The 19,346-nt window shown below is 66.0% G+C and carries 16 protein-coding genes; 6 read left to right on the top strand and 10 right to left on the bottom strand.

Annotation, left to right across the window (positions count from 1 at the left end; all coding sequences use genetic code 11):
* Nucleotides 1-110 precede the first annotated feature (110 nt).
* Complete coding sequence (locus ON38_RS33510; RefSeq protein ID WP_039829373.1) at nucleotides 111-518, bottom strand: VOC family protein; 408 nt, start codon at nucleotides 516-518, stop codon at nucleotides 111-113.
* A gap of 226 nt (nucleotides 519-744) precedes the next feature.
* On the opposite strand from ON38_RS33510, the gene ON38_RS33505 reads away from it, so the two are divergent.
* The 3 genes from ON38_RS33505 (at nucleotide 745) to ON38_RS33495 (ending at nucleotide 3,894) form a co-directional block, all read left to right on the top strand.
* Nucleotides 745-1,131 carry a DUF488 domain-containing protein gene (locus ON38_RS33505; protein ID WP_039829372.1) on the top strand — a complete coding sequence of 129 codons (387 nt, stop codon included), beginning with the start codon at nucleotides 745-747 and terminating at the stop codon, nucleotides 1,129-1,131.
* Between the two features lie 277 nt (nucleotides 1,132-1,408).
* Nucleotides 1,409-2,935, top strand: a complete 1,527-nt coding sequence (locus tag ON38_RS33500) for a PucR family transcriptional regulator (protein WP_039829371.1) — start codon at nucleotides 1,409-1,411, stop codon at nucleotides 2,933-2,935.
* 329 nt (nucleotides 2,936-3,264) lie between these two features.
* Nucleotides 3,265-3,894, top strand: coding sequence for a CBS domain-containing protein (locus tag ON38_RS33495; protein WP_083873308.1), 630 nt, complete (start codon nucleotides 3,265-3,267; stop codon nucleotides 3,892-3,894).
* A 201-nt stretch (nucleotides 3,895-4,095) separates the two neighbouring features.
* Here the strand turns inward: ON38_RS33495 and ON38_RS33490 are convergent, their stop codons facing one another.
* Complete coding sequence (locus tag ON38_RS33490) at nucleotides 4,096-4,344, bottom strand: hypothetical protein (protein WP_157101556.1); 249 nt, start codon at nucleotides 4,342-4,344, stop codon at nucleotides 4,096-4,098.
* On the opposite strand from ON38_RS33490, the gene ON38_RS38350 reads away from it, so the two are divergent.
* A complete protein-coding gene (locus tag ON38_RS38350; protein ID WP_373281269.1) occupies nucleotides 4,258-4,506 on the top strand; it encodes a TraR/DksA family transcriptional regulator in 249 nt (82 codons plus the stop codon). The two genes, ON38_RS33490 and ON38_RS38350, sit on opposite strands and share 87 nt — an antisense overlap.
* A gap of 1,282 nt (nucleotides 4,507-5,788) precedes the next feature.
* The gene (locus ON38_RS33485) at nucleotides 5,789-6,367 is read left to right on the top strand and encodes a dihydrofolate reductase family protein (RefSeq protein ID WP_039829369.1); all 579 of its coding nucleotides are present in this window, start codon (nucleotides 5,789-5,791) and stop codon (nucleotides 6,365-6,367) included.
* Nucleotides 6,368-6,554: 187 nt separating this feature from the next.
* On the opposite strand, the gene ON38_RS33480 is transcribed toward ON38_RS33485, so the two are convergent.
* The gene (locus tag ON38_RS33480; RefSeq protein WP_039829461.1) at nucleotides 6,555-7,814 is read right to left on the bottom strand and encodes a cytochrome P450 family protein; all 1,260 of its coding nucleotides are present in this window, start codon (nucleotides 7,812-7,814) and stop codon (nucleotides 6,555-6,557) included.
* A 742-nt stretch (nucleotides 7,815-8,556) separates the two neighbouring features.
* Nucleotides 8,557-9,897, bottom strand: coding sequence for a family 1 glycosylhydrolase (locus ON38_RS33475; protein WP_039829368.1), 1,341 nt, complete (start codon nucleotides 9,895-9,897; stop codon nucleotides 8,557-8,559).
* 235 nt (nucleotides 9,898-10,132) lie between these two features.
* On the opposite strand from ON38_RS33475, the gene ON38_RS33470 reads away from it, so the two are divergent.
* Nucleotides 10,133-10,579 carry a nitroreductase family deazaflavin-dependent oxidoreductase gene (locus ON38_RS33470; RefSeq protein ID WP_039829367.1) on the top strand — a complete coding sequence of 149 codons (447 nt, stop codon included), beginning with the start codon at nucleotides 10,133-10,135 and terminating at the stop codon, nucleotides 10,577-10,579.
* Between the two features lie 108 nt (nucleotides 10,580-10,687).
* On the opposite strand, the gene ON38_RS33465 is transcribed toward ON38_RS33470, so the two are convergent.
* From ON38_RS33465 to ON38_RS33440, 6 genes are all read right to left on the bottom strand, one after another.
* Nucleotides 10,688-11,914, bottom strand: a complete 1,227-nt coding sequence (locus ON38_RS33465) for a cytochrome P450 (RefSeq protein WP_083873307.1) — start codon at nucleotides 11,912-11,914, stop codon at nucleotides 10,688-10,690.
* A gap of 19 nt (nucleotides 11,915-11,933) precedes the next feature.
* A complete protein-coding gene (locus ON38_RS33460; protein ID WP_157182052.1) occupies nucleotides 11,934-13,112 on the bottom strand; it encodes a radical SAM family protein in 1,179 nt (392 codons plus the stop codon).
* A gap of 358 nt (nucleotides 13,113-13,470) precedes the next feature.
* Nucleotides 13,471-14,595, bottom strand: a complete 1,125-nt coding sequence (locus tag ON38_RS33455) for a cytochrome P450 family protein (RefSeq protein ID WP_085995550.1) — start codon at nucleotides 14,593-14,595, stop codon at nucleotides 13,471-13,473.
* Between the two features lie 1,016 nt (nucleotides 14,596-15,611).
* Nucleotides 15,612-17,009: an FAD-binding oxidoreductase gene (locus ON38_RS33450; protein WP_218000895.1), complete on the bottom strand. Its 1,398-nt coding sequence runs from the start codon at nucleotides 17,007-17,009 to the stop codon at nucleotides 15,612-15,614.
* Nucleotides 17,010-17,354: 345 nt separating this feature from the next.
* Nucleotides 17,355-18,533, bottom strand: a complete 1,179-nt coding sequence (locus tag ON38_RS33445) for a cytochrome P450 (protein WP_218000894.1) — start codon at nucleotides 18,531-18,533, stop codon at nucleotides 17,355-17,357.
* A gap of 107 nt (nucleotides 18,534-18,640) precedes the next feature.
* Nucleotides 18,641-19,261, bottom strand: a complete 621-nt coding sequence (locus tag ON38_RS33440; protein ID WP_051165604.1) for a GNAT family N-acetyltransferase — start codon at nucleotides 19,259-19,261, stop codon at nucleotides 18,641-18,643.
* Nucleotides 19,262-19,346: the final 85 nt, after the last annotated feature.

Here is a 19,346-nt window from a genome sequence, read left to right as displayed (position 1 = left end):
GACTGTCAGTACACGGTCCCGCTCGCAGCGGGATGTCGCGGACCTGGATGAATTCCTCGTAGGCCCTGTCCGGTGGGATCGGAAACCGTTTCCTCGGAACAGGCGGGCAGTCAGCGGAAGCGATCCGCGATCACCTCGCGAGGAAGCTTTTCGGGACTCGGGTAGGCGATCAGCACTCGGCCGCCGTCCGGGTCGACACTGTCGATGAAACTGATCTCGTTCGCAGTGTGGGTGTAGGTGCTGGGGTAATAGGCGCGCAGTCGATGTTCGATTCGGTCCAGTTCTGTTTTGCTGTCGGTAGCCCAGATGAGATACACCACGCCCAGGTCACCGATATTGCGTCGGCGAGGCGTTTCACTCACCCGTAGATACAGCTGGAAGCCGGCGGGTGTGAGCAGCAGAGCGGCGTCCGGCTCGTGAATCGAGATACTGCATTCGAATACGTCGCAGTAGAAGCGTATCGAACGATCCAGATCGGATACTTCCACCAAACACGATGCGGCCCGTACGCTGCTCATCTGTTTCCTTTCGGAAGCTTCACCCCCTTGCACCACGCTACCGGCTGTTGTGGTGTGCACCATTTCACTTCGATATCAGGGCAGCGATCTCACCGCCCGAAATCGCAGGTAGGCGTACCGTCCGGTATGTGGTGAGGGCCCGGATCGGGCGCGGGGACCATCGCCTTGGCGGTCGGCATCCCCGCTGAGACTCCGAAATGCGAGCAAGCGATGAGATCGGGAGTCGATGGTGACGACTCGATGCACTGTGCAGATCCGCAGAATCTATGACGACCCGACCCCGGATGACGGCATCCGCGTACTGGTGGACCGGCTCTGGCCGCGCGGCGTCAGCAAATCCAGAGCTCACCTGGATGAATGGTGTAAACAGATCGCCCCATCTACCGAGCTGCGCACCTGGTACGGCCACGACCCACGGCTCTTCGATGCCTTCGTCCGCCGCTACCGCGACGAACTGACCCAACCCGGCCGCGCTGCGGCACTCTCGCATCTGCGCGAACTGGCCGACCACAACGATCTCACGCTGCTCACCGCCACAAAGAACACCGGCATCAGTGAAGCAGCCGTACTCGCCGACCTCATCGCACATCCGAACAAATCCGCTGAACAGTGACCGGACGCCAGCACTGCCGGGCCGTGGACGCAGTACCGCACCTACACTCCTGGCCCGCGCCTGCAGCAGGGTTCCATACCACCGAACACGCGGCGGTGGACACTTCTTCCGATCGAAGCGGGTCGAGTCTGCGAGGTCTCCGACGCCGGCTCGCCCTGGTGCCGATCTCGATGCGCCGACCGACAGACGGCGGCCCGCGCGCTCCGGCCACGACCCTCTACCGGTCGCATCTACCGCTGAACAGCGCTGCGTTGTCGGTCCGACCCCGGAGCAGCTCATGGTGACGTTGGACCGGTTGGCAAACATCCTGGGTGGCTACGGGGTCCGCCTACGGTTGGATTCAGTGCCCCGAGCCACGGAATTGCGCAGCGTGGTGATCCACGGGGGCGATCAGGGCCCCGCGGAGGTGGGCGATGTGCTTCTGGGTGTCGGGGCGCGCTCGGTCTCGGAGGTGGTGGGCTGGGCGGTGTCGGCGCGGGCTGCTGTCGCGCTTGTTCGCGGGGCCGGCGAGCTCGGCGACGAGCCGCAGATCGAGGGGGTGGCGGTAATGGTGATCGACCCTGCGGTGGCCTGGAGCGAAGTGGCCGCGGTGGTCTACGGGCTGGTCCAAGAAGGCCGCGAAACCGAGGCCGGTCGCGGCCCCACCGATCTGTTCGCTCTGGCCGACAACCTGTCCACCGCGGTCGACGGCGCGGTGACGATCGAGGACCGCCTGTCTCGCGTGCTGGCCTACTCCCGGCCGCAGCAGCACCTCGACCCCGCACGCGTCGAAACGATCCTGGGTCGGCAGATGCCGCCGTGGTTGCGTGCGATATTCGGCGCGGGCGGTGTCTTCACGCACCTGGCGGCCTCGGATGAACCGCTGTTCGTTCCCGCTCAGGAAGAGCGTGGAATGACCGGGCGGATGGTCGTCGCGGTGCGCGTGGGCAGGCAACTGCTGGGCTCGGTGTGGGTGTCGTGCCCGGCGCCGTTGGCCGGGGCTCGGCACCAGGCCTTGATCGAGGGTGCGCACACGGTGGCTCTGCATCTGTTGCGGTCGCGGGCCAGCGCGGACCTGGAACGTCAGGTGGAATCCGAATCGGTGATCCGCCTGCTGGAGGGCGCCGCGGACGCGGCGACGGTGGCCGGCAGGCTGGGGTTGGCGCCGCAGAGTTTGCGGGTGATCGCGCTGCGGGCCGGGATCGCCGAGGAACAGCACACCTCGCTGCTGGTGATCTTCGAACGAGCAACAACCGGATTCGGCTGGTCGCGGTCGAGCCGCAGCGCCTTGGTCGGCGACACCGTCTACACCGTGCTGCCCGCTGATCAGGCGGCGACCGCACGCCGCTGGATATCCGAGCGGCAGGCGGCACTGCCCCCGCGGATGACGGTGCTGGCGGGTATCAGCGGGGTCGCCCAGGCCACGGAACTGGCGTTGGCACGCCGAGAGGCCGACGAATGCCTGGCGCTGTGCGCCGCCCACCCCGCAGATGCCGAGCCCCTCGCCTATGACGAATCGTGGGACGAGATCCTGCTGCAACGATTGCGCACCGCCGGGCTGTCCGGCCGCACCCCCGTGCGCGGGCCGGTGTCGCAGTTACGGCGCCACGACCAAGCGAACTCCACCCAGTATGTGACGACGCTGTGTGCCTGGTTGCAGGCCCAAGGCGACCCGGTAGCAGCGGGCGCGCAGCTGGGCGTGCACGAGAACACCGTACGGAACCGGCTACGCAAAATGGCAGAAGTGACCGATCTCGGCCTGGACGACCCCCGCAAACGACTCGCCACCATGATCGAACTCGCCGTCACCGGCAACAACGCCTGACCCACCCGCGCTGTGCTATCCCCAAAAATCTCGACACCGCGATTGTCGGAACAGAGCAATCACTCGCCGCACCTGCACCCCCATTATGGAGTTGAGCAGAAGACGCAGGTAGGAGCAGTGAAACTGTGAGCACCAGCGGTGACTGACTATCGACCCCAGTCGGCCATCATGCCGCCGAATCCGGGTACGTGCCCGATGCGCGACTCCGGCCTGCTGCGTTGATTCGGTACGAAACGGGCCACCGAGCACTCGGAGACATCGGGACGGCCCGGTGTGTGTATCCGGCTTCGGAGCCGATCCGGTAACCAAATGAAGCGGAGTTGAACGCAATGATGAACATGCAGGTGTGTGAGCTGATGCAACGACCGGTCGTCGCCGTGCGATACAACAACACGGCACGCGAGGCGGCATTGACCCTCGCCGAACTTGGCTACGCGGCGTTGCCCGTTCTCGACCGCGACGATCGGCTCGTCGGGGTAGTCACCAGCGGTGACCTCTTGCGGGCCGGCGAACTCAACGACCCCGTCGACGCGGTGATGACCGCCCCCGCGGTCTCGGTCCCCGACACTGCGGTACTGGCCGAGGTCATGAACATGCTGGTAACGCACGGACTGCGTAGTCTGCCGGTGGTCGATGCCAACGGCCGTGTGATCGGCATGTTCAGCCGCGGCGACGCGCTGCGGATCATGCTTACCCCCGACGATGCGCTCGCCGGCGGGGCACAGTACCTCCTCGATCGATATGTCGGCGCGCGGCGCTGGCATGTCACCGTCGACGAAGGCCACGCCAGTATATCCGGCCGATTCGCCGATGAATCCGAACGGCGCATCGCCGTCGCCCTCACCCACACAGTGCCCGGCATCCACACCGCGACCATCGCGACCACCCCGGCAGCGACCATCGTGACCGCACCGGTCGCTGAGACCACACCAACCGCCGCGGCCGCCGCGGTGCACTGACACCGCTCCACCCCAACAAATGAATCCGACCTACCGGCGTGAGCGGCACACCGCCGCGTCGGCGGATTCGAGTCCACGCCGCCAAACGTGGACGAACGCCATATTCCCGTGACGGCACCTCGAACCACAGTTCCGACCTTCCGCCCGGAGACCCAGATGCCCCTCGCACACCCCACCTCACACGCACGCCTTTCCGACCACTTACCCGCCCTGCGAGCCAGACTCGATCGACAACGCCGCTTCCGGGTACAGCAACTGGCCGAACTCGATGCCGAAATCGACCGCGCAGCCATCCCCGCCGACGCGGCTGATCTGGCCAGGCATGAAGTCACCCTCAAACTGGCCGCAGCCGCACGACAAGCATTGGCCGACATCGACGAAACCCTCACCCTCATCACCACAGGCCGCTACGGGCGCTGCCGCCGCTGCCACACCGAAATCCCGATTCACCTACTCCAAACAATTCCCACCACACAGTGGTGCCTGAACTGCCGACGGCATCTGCCTGCCTTCAACGGTTCCCGCCCAACACCCGGACAGCTACCCCGCACCGCCTCCCGAACACGGCACCATGACCTGTCTGCGGGTCGGGCAACCCTCGCCTGCCGTTGACATAACCGTCGACGACCCAGGTCTCGACGGCACCACCGAACTCGGTCTCGCCCACGCACAGGATGAGCACCGCGTCGGCGACGGTCCCCGGCTCGCCAGTCCGCAGAGCATTACACAGGGCCGCTGCCGTTTCCGAACCGTATGCCTTGTTGGGCCGTTGCGGTGCGGTAGGGCACGGCACCGCTCTACCGACACCACCAGCCGGCCCACCCGGCAACGGGGTGCAGGGCATCGATACCGACCACCCGCCCGAGGATCACCGGATCCAGTTGGGCGCATGCATCGTGATAGGCCAGCGAATCCGCGCGGGAAAGGTGCTGTGCGCCGGGTGTCAGCGGCCACGAGTTTCTCCCCGCAGACGGCCAGATGCTGCGGCCATGTTGGTCCCCGTTGACGGCCAATAGGCCGTACGGGCACTCACCCAGCAAACCGCGCAGCTGGCCGACTGCGGCGGTCCAGAGGGCGGCGTACGGGCATCCGCCCGCACGCATCGGGCGGTAGTCCCCGTCGCGACAGTGCGTCGCCCCAATCCATTGCTGGTGCCGCGCGCCACGACTCGTCGCACCAGAACAGATCCGAGCGTAGCTGGAAGTTATTGCCCCACGGCCAGATAGCTCCCCGATAATTGGCCGCCAGTGGGGAGAACTAACTGGCCACTAACAGCCGGGGAACCGAGCGCGGAAAGAAACGTTTGCTCAGCGCTCATGACACAAGCGACACCCAGATTTACACAGGTCCGGGAAACATCGAGGTGCTGACCTTCGGAATCGACCATCCGGGCGCAACCCAGCGGCGCACGAGTCTTCTACGAGCAACTGGGCTTCGTACCCGCCTAGAGGCGGCCGCGCCTGAAGTAGTTCCCGGCAAATCTATCGAAGAACGATCACCTGACACCGAAAGCCCCAGGCAGGCCCAACGGGAACTCTCCCGTTTCCGCCGGTCAGCATCCGAACTGGACGCCGCCAGCTACTGACATCCGGTGTCGCCTACTACTGACACCTGATGTCGTATTACCAGGCCACCCCACTGACATCTTCAAGCCGCCTCTCAGCTCCGGACGACGGCGGCGCGGTAAGTGGTCGTACTCATTCTCTCGACTCCTCGTATGTTGTGTTCGGCTCTTTGTCACTCCACTATCGAGCGGTAACTCTCCAACGGGAAGTAGGCACTTCGAAGTGCGTTGGTCACCTCGAAATAGGCACCGGAAGCCGAACTCCGATGAGTTCCGCCGCAACCTCCCGTCTACCTCCACAAACCGATCGGGAACACCCAAAGGAGCGTCATGGCCACCACGTACACCTTCGATATCTTCACCACCCTCGACGGATTCGCCTCCTACGACGAAACGGGCGATTGGGGCGGCTATTGGGGCAAACATGGCCCCGAATTCCTCGATCACCGGTTCGCCGTGCTCAACGAGACCCAGCGACTCATTCTGGGCGCAAATACCTTTCGCACGTTCGTGGAGATGATCGGTCCGATCGACGAGTCCGAGCTCGACCCGGTGAATTCGCGGATGCGCAGCATGCCGACCACGGTGGTGTCGACGACACTCGCCGGACCCGTCGACTGGCCGGACGCGACTGTGGTCGCCGGAGATGCCGTCGACGTCGTGGCAAGGCTCAAGAAGGAGTCCGAGGTGCCGCTGTGTTCACACGGCAGCCTTTCGATGAACCGGGCGTTGCTGGCCGCCGGTCTCGTCGACCGCGTGCAGGTGACGATCTTTCCGGTGATCTCCGGAAAGACCGGGGTGGAACCGGTTTTCCAGGGCGCCGCCGACTTCGATCTCGAGCTGCTCGAGAGCCGGACGCTCGACCGCCACATCCAAGAGCTCATCTACCGCCCCACCCTGCACGCCTGACCCCACTGTCGGCTGATCCCGCGCTTCGGGTCGGTGGGTCATGCGAGGATCTCGCAATTGACCGGTGACCGCGCAGCGGTGCGGGCCCTCTTCGCGGCGGCCGTGGATGCCGGAGTGGAGTATCGGCCACTTCACCCGCGCTTACCGACGTCGGCGGCACGCCGGCCGACGCCGGGAGCGCGTAGGGCTAGATCGTCAGCGGCGCGGATTCGGGAAACTCCACCGGCAGCGCGGTCAGCGCACGCTGGAAAGCGCCGGGGCGCCAGGTGAGTTCCCCGGCCGGTACAGCGAGGCGCAGCTCGGGCAGCGCGTCGAGCAGCTGGTCGATCGCCTCCTGCGCTACCAGGTAGGCCACCTCTTTCGCCGGGCACATATGCGCTCCGATGCTCCATGCGAGGTGGGCGCGGTTGTCGGTGTAGGCCCCGGTATCGATGGCCGGATCGTTGTTGCACGCGGCGAGGCTGATCATCACCGGCTGATGGGCAGGTAGCCAGACGCCGTCGATAAGCACCGGCTGGCGAGGGAAGGAGACCGCGTAGTTCGCCACCGGCGGGTCGGTGAAGAGCACCTCGTCCACGGCGTCCCGGGTCGACAGACTCCCGCCGAGAATTCCACCCGCGAAACGCTCGTCGGTGAGGATCAGCCGGAGCGAGTTGATGATCAGGTTCTGCAGCGGTTCGATTCCCGCTCCGTAGAAGCTGTATACGTTGTGCAGCATCTCCTCGTCGTCGAGGTTCGCCGGGTCGTGCACCATCCGGGTGACGACGTCCGGACCGGGTTCGGTCTTCTTCAGGCTCACCAGATCGGCCATGGCCTGTTCCAGCATGGCGTTGCCTTCGGCGGCGGCCGCTGTCGATCCCTCGATCATTGTGGCCATTCCCGCCGCCGCGCGTCGACTGATCTCGGCCGGACAGCCCAGTATGTCGTTGATGAGCGCGAAGGTCAGCGGGAACGCGTACTGCTCGATGAGTTCGGCCGAGCCGGTGGTGCAGAACGCGTTGATGAGCGGGACGGCGATCTTTTCCACCCGGCTGTGCAGCGAGTACAGATCGACTCCACTTACTCCGGCGACGGTTGCCTGCCGGTAACGAGCGTGCACGGCGCCGGAATTCCGGACAGCCGACGGGCGCCATTCCAGGAGGGGAAGGACGGGGCACTCACGCGGGATATCTCGCTGCCAGACACGCGAATCCGCCGGGAAGTGCTCAGGGTCGTTGAGGATGCGCACCGCGGTGTGATAACCGACAACCAAGGTCGCCGGGACGCCGGGAGCCAACTCCACCGGTACCAAGGCGCCGTATCGGCGGCGCATTTCGCGATACGCCTCGTGCGGGGCCTGGGCGATCTCTTCGGCGTAGAACGGAACCCGGGGTCCGTCGTTGCTCTGCGGTGATCCGTGGATGAGCGGAAGTGCGGCGGATCGAGCGTCGTGCGGCGGCGAAAACAACTGTGTCACTCCATATGCGCGGGCGGATGCGGCGCCCGGGAAGCAGCCCTGCGGACGCCACCGGAACGCTCGAGGGGAGACTACTCGAGGAAGGCGCCCGATCCGTACCGACCGCCCGGAATTGATCACTTCGTATTCGATCTGCAATGCACGGATTCGATTTCGCCCGCGCGTGATTCCACACATATGCCGGCCGACTCGTAGTCGCCGCATCGGGTCCCCACTACCGAGCCGCGCAGCGCAGCGGCGATCTCGTAGCCTCCGCCCATTGGAGCCATTGCCGAACCGCCTCGGCCCGGCGTCGACGGGATCGGACGGCAACGCCCGGAACGTCGCCCGCGCCGATCGCCGGGTCACCCGGAATCCCCTCGGAGAATTCGACCGTAGGCAGCGACAGCGGTCCCGCCTGTCTCGTTCTCGGAGTCCTGATGATCTCAACCGCGGTGGTGGCCGCGTCGCCACCCCTGACCCCCGCCCTGCGGTGCCGAGCGCACGGAACATGCTCGGTAGATCCGCCAGTTGTCCTGCGCCTTCCATGGAGCGGCGAGTTCATCGGTCCGCGGCCCGTGGGAGTCGCCGCGCGCGGACGATGTGGATGGCACAGCGGGTAGGGCCGGACCGCAACTGTCACTGTGACGTCACACTTTTCGCGAGGACCGCACGGATCAGCCACCCCGGCTCCATTGTTCCGGCGATGTCGCACGTGGCTCCGCCGCCGAGACGGTGTGCGGGCCGTAAGCCATCAGGGAGCGGCGGCCACGGGGCGTAGGCAGCTGTCCGGGGGATCGACGAGAAAGCAGGGCGCCAGGCCGTGGGTGGGTCGATAGTCGCCGGGCACGCCACCTTCGGCGATGGTCCGGGTGTAGGTGGCCACGGCGTCGGTCGGGCGCCGGGTGAGACCAGGGTCGGTGGTGGTGTCGACGGTGAAGAGGCCGAACCGGGGGCGGTAGCTTCCCCATTCGTAGTTGTCGGTGAGGCTCCAGTAGTTGTAGCCCATCACATCGATACCGTCGGCCTCGGCGCGCTGGATCCAGTAGACGGTGTCCTGGAGATGGGCACTGCGGGTGAAGCCGTCGGCGCGTGGATGTCCGTTGTCGGTGGCCATACCGTTTTCGACGATGTAGAGGGGTTTGCCGGGGAAGCGGTCGGCATAGTGCCGGAGGGCGAAGTAGATCCCTTCCGGACGGATCGGGAGCTCCCAGATCGGTGGTCCGGGCGGGACCGCGGACCCGACTGCGCCGCCGAGGTATTCGAGTATCGTCCGGGCCGGGTCGTAGCCCCAGTAGTAGTCGATTCCGATGTAGTCGAGGCGGGCGGCGATCCGGTCGACGAGGGCGCCGTTGATCCGGTCCTCCGCGCCGGCGACGTAGCCGACGTTACTGGTCACCTGAGCGTTGGGCCGGACGTGGTGGATATGGTCGTAGATACTGTTGTGCGCCTGCGCTATCCGGTCCAGCATCTGAGTGGCGTCGGCGTTGCCGCGGCCCGTCTCGTGGGCGATATAGGCGACGGGTTCGTTCACGGTGACCCACAGGGGGTCGTGGGCGGCGTAACGGTCGACGACGGCGCGCATATTCGCCAGCCAGTCCTCGACGATGGTCGGGCTGCGCCAGCCGCCCCGGTCGGCGATCCACCCCGGATACACCCAGTGGTCGAGGGTGAGCATAGGTCGCATTCCGGCCCGGGCAATGCTCGCGATCACCGAATCGTAGAAGCGGAAGGCCTGCTCGTCCCAGACCCCCGGCGCCGGTTGCAGGCGTGACCATTCGACCCCGATCCGGAACACCCGGACGCCCAGGTCCGCGGCGAGGCGGATATCGGATTCGTAGCGGCCGTAGAAATCCACCGAATTCCCGAGGCGGTCATAGGCGGGGTTCCCTGCGATATAGCGAGTCCAGTTGCTGTCGAGGGCATGGCCTTCGGACTGGAACCCCGACGATGCCACACCCCAGAGGAACCCGCCGTCCAATCGTGGCAGCCCGGCGGCGGATTGCGGTGCCGCGGCGGAGTGCGAACAGAACAGGACGGTCGAGACGAGAACGATGAGCGAGGCAACACAGGACCGACTGAGCCGTGGGCGCATCGCCTCAGGGTAATGCCGGAGAGCACCGGCTCGGCCCAGAAACGCCGATCTCGCAGTGGATACAGGTTCTGTTCCTCACCGGGACGAGCACTCCTGTCCCGGAACGGGATCGCCTGGCTGGAACCGGCACCGGCTCCGGAGCCGGTCGATCCGGCGATCCGTGTCCGATCGTGCCGCGATATGATCTCGGGCCGGCCCGCTGGGCCATCGACACCGATTTCCCGAGGAGTGCATCGTGACAGACGAGGCCGGCGTCCGGCTCCCCCGTTGGCTCAAACCGATGAACCGGGCGATGGCCGCCGTCGGCCGAATAGGCGTATCGCTGCCGATGGCGCTGCTCACCGTGCCGGGCCGGAAAACGGGAAAACCCAGGACCACACCGGTGACACCGTTCGAATACCACGGCGACGAATACGTTCTCGGCGGCATTCCCGGTGCGGATTGGGTGAAGAACGTACAGGCCGCGGACACCGCGGAGTTGACGATCCGACGGCGGCGGCGCGTCGTGCGCCTGGTGGAGATCCCGGCGAGCGAAAGCGAACCGGTGCTGCGGGAGTTTCCGCGGCTGGTGCCCACCGGTGTGCCGATCATGATCAAGTCCGGGGTGGTGACCAGCGACGATCCGGACGAGTTCGCCGCGCTGGCCGGCCGGTGCGTGCTCTTCCGGATCGACGACATCTGACCGAACGCGGTACCGTCCCCGCCGGCGGTGACGCGCTTACCGGCCGTGCGTGCCGCGCGCCGTCCGCGACAACGGCCGCGGGCCCCGCCCGGCGGCACTCCCTCGCCGTCAGGTCTCGAGAACGACGGGCAGTCGGCGCAGGCCGTGGAGGGCGCGGGATTCCAGGAGGGAGGGTTTTCCCTCGAGACGGGGGTTCGGATACCTTTCGAAAAACCGCTGGACGGCGGTAGCGGCTTCCGCGCGGGCCAGCGCCGCGCCGATACAGAAATGGATGCCGGCGCCGAAGGTGAGATGGCGATGCGGCTCCCGGCGGTGTGGATCGAAGACGTGTGGATCGGTGAAGATCTCCGGATCGCGGTTCGCGGCCGCGAGCAGCAGCACGATCGGCGTTCCCGCGGTGATGGCCCGGCCGGTGAGTCGGGTATCGGACTTGGCGACCCGGACCACGTACTGGACGGGGGCGTCGTAGCGCAGGGATTCTTCGATCACCGCCGTGTAGTCGCCGTCGGCCGGCCGGAGATGGGGCTGCCGCAGCAGCGTGTGCAGGGTGTTCCCGAGCAGATGTGTGGTGGTGCCGAAGCCGCCGACCAGCAGCATGCTGCAGGTGGCGATGGCCTCGCGCAGGTTCAGCCGGGCCGGGCATTGCTGCGCCAACCCGGCGATGAGTCCGCTGCCCTGTGGGTCGGCGTGGTCCAGGCGATCCTTGAAGTAGGCGGTCATCTCCGTGACGAGCGCTCGGGAACGCTGCCGCTCCTGGGCCGTTCTGGCACCGTCCAGCAGCGAGGCGAGCAGGTGCCCCCAGGCGGCGAAACGTGGGGCCTCCGTATCCGGTAGGCCGAGGAGATGAGAGATCATCGCCATGGGGACGGCTTCGGCATAGTTCGTGATCAGGTCGGTGACCCGGTCGCAGGGAAGTTCGTTCAGGCGGTGTCCCACGATCTTTTCGATCCGGGGGCCGAGGTCGGCGAGTTCGCGTCGGTGGAATACGGGGGCGACCAGGGATCGCAGCTCCGTGTGCCGCGGTGGTTCCAGTTTCAGGAAGGAATCGTCGACCGGATGGACGAGTGTGGTGTCACCGGTCGCGTTGCGGCGGCGGGCCGACGCACCGATGGGCGTCGGCCCGAAGTCGCCGCTGGTGAGCACCTGATGGCACAGGGGGTGAGAGGCGGTGAAGAGCAGGCCGCGACGGCTGGCGACGAGCGGGCCGCGGGCGCGGACCTTCTCGTACTCCCGGTGCCGATCGGCCCCGGGCCGGGCCCAGAGGATCCGGGCACCGGGGTCACCACGAAGGACATCCGAGAAGAGCCGCGCCTTCTCCAGGGACATGGTTGCCATGGCCGGGTGCCGACCGGTCCTATGCGCCGACAGCCGATTCGGCGGGTGCCTGCCGAGCGGGGTGGTAGCTGGACCAGTAGTACTGCCGGTAGAAGTTCTCGGCCAGCGTGACCCAGGTGTCCAGGTGCTCGAGGTCGCCCAGGAAGCGATGCATATTCACCAGCAACCAGCTCCAGACCGCCTGACTGTCCCGGCAGTTGTCGCAGTCTCCGGTGGTGGCGCAGTACTGCACGCTGTGATCGGTTCGGTAGGCGTTGAAGCGGCCCACGATCGGATGCCCCTCGGTCAGGCGCCGGGCGTGGGCCGGATGATCGTTGCTGATGCTGGGGCAGGTCTCCGCACCGAAGGTACCCCAGTGTGTGCGCCCGGTGACCAAGGTGCGGAAGTAGTAGGGGTCTCCGATGACGGTGTCGGGATAGGTCTCGCGCATGCGAGTCATCTCCTCGATCGCCCGTTCTTCATTGCGCAGTCGCGCAGTGGGATCGGTGCCGTTGTCGCTGTAGTAACCGAAGTTGATCTGGTTGCCGTTCGCGGCGATGGCCTCGACGGTGCGTTCGAGGTACGGCATCCCGGCCTCGCTGAGCGTGTAGACCCAGGTGGCCCGGGGGTCGCCGGTATAGGTGCGCAGCGCCGTACCGAACAACCCGCTGATCCGCCGGCCGTTGGGCCGATGGCCACGCAACTCGTCGTCGACCGGTCCGCCGCCCCACAGGGACACCGCGATGGCGAGATCCTCCAGTCCGTCGTAGGGAATCGGTCTCGTCCCGTTGGTCACCACGGTGACATTGCGAATCGTCTCGGCGAACACGCGGACTCGATCCAGGACCAGCGCCGGCTCACCGCCGATCAGCAGCGTGCTGGTGATCTTCTTCGAATCGCGCAGGTCTTCGGCGAAGGCCCGGATCGAGTCCAGATCGCGAATCTCGATGCTCTGCTTGTCCATATCGTGCTCGAAGAACCAGCACCCCTTGCACCGCAGGTTGCAGGCGTCGGTAACCCACACCTCCACCGTTCGAATGCCCCGGGCCACTTCGTTCACGCGCATCAAACGTTCGGCCAATGCCGGATCCTCTTGCGCGAGTTCGAATGCTCGGGTTAAAATGCGTTCCTTGCTTGGCCTGACGTCCAGAAAAACGGGCTGAGCCACGACATCCTCCTCGGTGCGATGCGGCAGTTCCTGCGCGCTGCTAGATGCCATCGGCTTATCGGGCATGCCCGTGAGCTGGCAGTGCCGCCGATGCGCTGCCGAACCAGCGGGTCGGCATAGGGTGTAGTGAGAACGCGAATACTGAGTGGTCTTAACTGGTACTGAACTCGTTAGCGCTACAAATAATTCTAGGATAGAACTCGGCTATGGCGCGACCCATACGCCTCATCCCTGATGCATTTGCGATGAGCGGCGTTGCGTCAGAACATGTTACGGCGCAATGGTATTCAGAGCGAAGAATCTACTCTCCATACGGCGCCTGGGTATCGCTCGCACCCCTGCGACCCCTCTACGACGTACGGTGTGGTCCGTGAGCCACACCGAGCAGTGTGACCCACGGGCAGCGTCGTCACCGACCGAGTGGCGGAGAGGGCGGAAACATCACCGGCATCGCGGTGAGAGCGCGGTGGAAAGGCCCCGGCCGCCAGTGCAATTGCTCGACCGGGCAGGCGAGCCGCATTTCGGGGAGCGCGTCGAGCAACTGATCGATCGCGTTCTGGGCAACCATGTAACCGATCGACCTGGCCGGGCAGGCGTGCGGGCCGGACCCCCAGGCGAGATGGGCATTGTTGTCGGTGTACTGACCCGAGTGGATCGCCGGGTCGTTGTTACACGCCGACATACCGACGATAACCGGCTGATGAGCCGGCAACCAGACGCCGTCGAGCATGATCGGCTGCCGCGGATAGCTGAGGCAGTAGTTCGCCATCGGCGGATCGGTGTACAGCAGCTCGTTGAGCGCGTCCCGGGTCGTCGGCGCCGCGCCCGGTGACGCGGTGCCGGTGAACCGGGGGTCGGTGATCATGAGGAGCAGGGTGTTGACCGTCAGGTTGGTCAGCGGCTCGATCCCCGCCCCATAGAGCACGGCCAACTGGTGCACCATCTCCGCGTCCTCGAGTCGCGCCGAATGAGCCAGCAGACGAGAGGTGATGTCGCGGCCCGGTTCGGCGCGCTTGAGGGTGACCAGTTCCAAGAGGGCTTCGTTGATTCGGGCGTCCGCGTCGGTGGCGGCGGCGCCGCCCTCGAACATGGCGGCCATACCGCCGGCGATTTCCTGCCCGATATCCGGCGGGCAACCCAGCATGGAGTTGAGCACTTGGAAGGTCAGCGGGAAGGCATACTGGCCGATGACTTCGGCTTCACCGTTCATACAGAACGCGTCGATCAGCGGGGCGGCGACCGCCTCGACGTCCTGATGCATGGAGAACAGATCGACCCCATCCAGAGCGGCCGTGATCGCCTGCCGGTACCGGGCATGTTCGGACCCGGTGCTGCGCATGACATTGGGCCGCCACGCCATCATGGGCATGAGCGGATGGTCCGCCGGAACGGTCTTCTCCCACGACCGCGCGTCGGCCGGGAAATGGTCGGGATCGTTGTAGATCCGAATGGCGGTGTGATAGCCGATCACCAAGGTGGCGGGAATACCCGGGGCCAGCTCCACCGGTGCGAGGGTCTTGTGGCGACGGCGCATCCGGGCGAAAACACGATGCGGGTCGGCGGCGTACTCCTCGGTGTACAGGAGCTCGCGAGCGGAAGTGTCCGTCGGGCCGGGTTGAGAGTAGGGGCACCCGGCTGTGCCGGTTTCGGTCGACGGTAGGGACTTGGTCAATGCCGGCAACTCCAATGAATACAACAGCGACAGATCCGAGAAGTCGTCCTTTTTGGGACATCTTCTGTGTCAGAACAGTATTGGTGTGCTGGAACAGTCGCAAGCGGGGGGTCGATGTGATCGGCCACTGTGCGGCGCACCGGACCCATCGGCCAGTTCCGCAGGACACGTATATGCGCAGGCCAGGAACGTACTCTGCAGAGTGACGCCAATCACGTCTCTCCACAACGGATTACGTGGCCCAACAGCTACCGGGGGCACATGCGCCGACCCGAGCCCTCATGGGCCGGCTTGGTCCCGATAAGCGAAACGGTAAGTCTTCGAACCAGATTTTATATGTCACATTTCCGCCGAAACAGCGGCGCGGGTTCCGGCCGACTCGACCGAGCCTCGGACTGCGGAACCGACGCAACAGACCGGGCGATCGGACGACCTCATCGTCCGCGATCGGGATGGCGCAGTCGCCTTTGTCTTCGACGATGCCGATTCGTGCGCAGTTGCGCATATCCGGCCGAATACAAATTGTGGGTGACGATGACATAGTGGCCGGCGTCCAATTCGGTGGCAGCACAGCCCTCACACGAGGACGATCGGCACGTGGGTGTGAATGGCCGGGGTTGATACCGCGGATTGAACGCGCTCGCCCGAAACTCTTCGACTATCGGGTGTCGGCGATATGTGGGACCTTCTGCCCATTCCCCAATTAGTACATTCCCAGTTCTCCTCCGCATCTGCACTCGAAGAAGACACCTGGCTCCCGGATTTCGACAGTGCCGTGCCCCTGCTGCACGACCGGGAAGATACTCACCCGGGCGTCGGCGATGTCCCCTGGCAGAGGAACAGCTCGGTCGGGACGGGGTGCGACGGCGAACTGTCGATCACTGTGACGCGGGCGGGATACTCTGCTCGTACCGGAAGATGTTGTGGGGGTCGTACTTCGCCTTGATCCGCCGCAGCCGCTCGAAATGCCGGCTCCCCCAGTAGGCGATCTCCCACTCCTGCATTCCGACGTTCGGCACGTTCACATAGGCGCCGTCCGTATAGGGCCGCAGCGCCTGGCCGAACTCGGCGGTCCAGGCCTGGGCTTGGGAGGTCAGCGGGTCGTCGACGCCCGGCCGTGCCGAACGAGACCCCCAGGCGGCACCGATCTCGCCGTAGAAGAGCGCGTCGCGATGCGCGAACGCCGTGCCGCCGGGTGGCTCCCGCCGGATCACCCCGCCGAAGGCATCGACGAAGTAGTTGCTGTCCTCCGTGGGAGCGTTTCGCATGAAGTCGCCGATGATGTCGATCGCCTTTTCCGGGAACGGCTCTTCGACGAACTGGGAGAAGAACTTACAGTTCGCGGGCTCTTGCGCGAGCGGGAGCTGAGCTCCCGCGAAGATGTCGCCCCAGTTACCGACCTGCACCGTGACATCGGGCGTGCCGACCGACAGGATCGGAGCCAGCATCTCTGCGGCCTGTGCCGCCGTCCCCTCCGCGAGCCACCCGGACAGCAGGATCTGCGATTTGTGGATCTCGAGCTCGGACCCCAGACGGTTGTCGGCCGACGGTACCGTCCGCTGCCATTCGTCGAAGACCCCGCGTAGGTCCCCCGAGCCATCCCACGTCGCCTGCACGTAGGCGATCCGTACGAGTGGATGCACCTGGTAGGTGAGTTGTGTGACGATCCCGAAGTTGCCGTTTCCCGCCCCGCGCAGTGCCCAGAGCAGGTCCGAATGGTGCTGCAGGTCCGCTTCGATCACCTCGGCGCAATCGGGACCCGAGGCGATGACGACTTCGGCGGCCGTCAGGCTGTCACAGGCCATGCCGATCCAGCGGTCGAGTGGTCCCAGGCCACCGCCGAGCGTCGCGCCGCATACGCTCACGCTGCCCTCGCTTCCGGTGGTGACCGCGAGGTCGTGCTCCGCGAGCGTCGTCACCGTTTCCAGCTGGTTCAGCCCGGCGCCGACCGTCGCGATCCGAGCGCCGGGGTCGATCCGGACCGACTTCAACCCACTGACATCGATCACGAGGCCGTTGTCGACATTCGACCAGCCTTCGAGGGCGTGGCGGCCGCTGCGGACCCGCAGCGCGACATTGTGCTGCCGCGCCCACGTGAGGGCGTTCAGCACGTCCTGGGTTTCCCGGGCGAAGGCGATGACCAGCGGATAGTGGGAAAAGAGCTGGTCCCAGCCGAGTCGCGCTTCGGTGTACGACGCGTCGCCGGGGCGGACGATGTGGCCGGTCAGCGTCGCGGGTGGGCATCCCGGGCCTTCGCCCGGGTGGCCCGTGGGCACAACTCCCGGGTCGCTCGGGGAGGCGACATCCGGCGGATCCGCGGCCGGGAGGCCCGGAACGATGATCGCTCCGACGCCGGCGGCCGCCGACGTCCTGAGCAGGTCACGGCGAGAAAGTCCGGTCACGTCCAGCCCCTGTCGGTCGGGCCCGCCTGCTGAGTCGTATCACCGCCATGCGGGCGTTGGATCACGACCGTCGCTGACTGGGTGGCCCGCATACCTTACGCGCGGTCTTCGAGCCATCCAGCCGGTACGAGAATCATCCGTATTCACCGGATCATCCGTATTCCGCGGGGTTCCAGGTACGGGTTGGCTTGTTGGTGAAGATGAACCGCAGAGCCTTGATCATGATGTCACCTCCTTCCTGGAGTTCGCTCGGGCGCGGACAGGGCTTGCGGGTGTCCGCCGCAAGGTGAAGGGCCTGGGGGTCGCGGCGTTCGTCACGATCGGGCGGGTGTCACCGCCGCCGATGACGCGCAACGCGGTGCCCTCGGTGAGAGTGGTCGCCGCCTCGGTGACCAGATCGTGGGCGACCGCGGCACCGGCGCAGGTGAAGGGGCCGGCACTGAAGGGCACGAAGGGGCCGTGCTCGCTCGGTCGCCTCCAGCGGTCCGGTTGGAAACTATCCGGCCTGGTCCAGTGTTCTTCGTCGTGCTGGATCAGGTAGGGGCTGACGGACAGCAGGTCGCCGGTCCGGAGGGCGAGCCCGCCGAACTCGGCGGGACCGGGAACGGGACGGCTGACCATCCAGGAGACCGGCCGGTGCCGCAAGGCCTCACGTACCACCTGCTCGACCGGCCAAGGCCATGGTGCGCCGGGAGAGTGGAGACTGCCCAGCAGCACCGACCACGCGAGCGAGTAGCCCAGCGGTCCCACGATGGATCGGAACATCAGCCCGTACAGCTGCGCCACCGTGGTATCGGGGACGTCGTCGGGGCAGGCACCGATCACGGCATCGAGCAGATCTCGTGGTTCGGCCTCCGCAGTGCGGCCGATGACGCGGCGCCGGTCCCGTATCTGCGCGTTCAACACGGTGGACAGCTCGGCGCGCAGCAGCTGCGCTCGCGCCCGCTCCGCCATTCGGGCCGGGCGCAGCGCGCCCACCCGTGCGTTTCGCTCCAGTAACCGCCGCAACTCGGGAGAACCATCGGGGTGCAGCAAGACGTTCGCGGTGCACCGGTACACCAGCTCGACCCCGGCCGCGGGCCAGCGGGTGACGGGCGGCATCTCGCTCACCGCCGCCGCCAGGAACTCGCGGTACTCGGGCGTATGCGTCCGCAGGATCGCGCGCGCCGCGCGGCCGAACTCGACCTGGGCGGACCGCGAAGGCAGCATCGAGCCGAAGAACTCGGACATCCCCGCATTGAATGTGTGGTCCCGCAACACCGTCAGAGCCAGATCCGTATCGCCGACACACCACCCGCCCCACGGCAGCCGGAACACCTCCGCCGGGCTGGTACGGCGCAGATTCTCGAGGAAACCCAAAGGATCCCGCCGGAACCGGCGCATCTCCGCAAATCTCATCGGCCGGTCCTCTCATCGAGAGGGTGAGCGATTCATCGGATGTTTTCGAGCCGGATCTCTTCACTGGCCGTGCGTACAAACGCATATCAAGCACAGTCGCGAATAGTTTACAAGCGGGCCCCCTCGGAGGTCGACATCGATGTCCCACCGGTGCGCGCCCGATCCGCCTCGGCGCGGGGCCCCGTCGCCAGACGCGCGTACATGAACATATCGCGGCGTCGGTCACCGACCCGCTGCCACGATCTGAGAAGCCCTTCACATTCGAACCCGGCTCGCTCCGCGGTGCGGATCGACGCGCGGTTCCACGGCTCCACATACAGCTGGAGCCGGGGGATATGCAACTCTTCCAGCGCCCAGGTGGCCAAACCCGCCAGCGCATGCGCGGCGACGCCGTGGCCGCGGGCGGAGCGGACCACCCAGTAGCCGAGCGACGCGCGGCCCTCGTCGACATCCCTCAACCACAGGCCGATACTTCCTACGGATCTGTTGTCCTGTCGCCGGACGATCACCATCGGGTATCCGGTGCCATCGGCCGCTCGTCGCCATTGGCGTTCGACGAACCGCGTCGCGTCCTCATCCGAGAAGGTCGCCGAGACCGTGCCGATAGGAATCAGGTCGTCGGCAGACGCTTCCCGAACGAGCTCGAGGTCTGCCGCGGACAACGACCACGGACGGAGTTCCAGGTCCGCGGTGGCTCGCAGATGCGGTACTTGCAGCGGACGGTCCATGGTCGGCCTCCCCACAATACGCCCAGGATATCGGCCCGCCGGCACCATCACCACCTTCGAACTGCAGGCGCGGTGACGACGAACT

It is taken from the genome of Nocardia testacea NBRC 100365 (genome assembly GCF_000308775.1).
GTDB lineage: Bacteria > Actinomycetota > Actinomycetes > Mycobacteriales > Mycobacteriaceae > Nocardia > Nocardia testacea.
The sequence above is the reverse complement of the archived record's forward strand: the minus strand, read 5'-3'. Positions and strand labels throughout refer to the sequence as shown.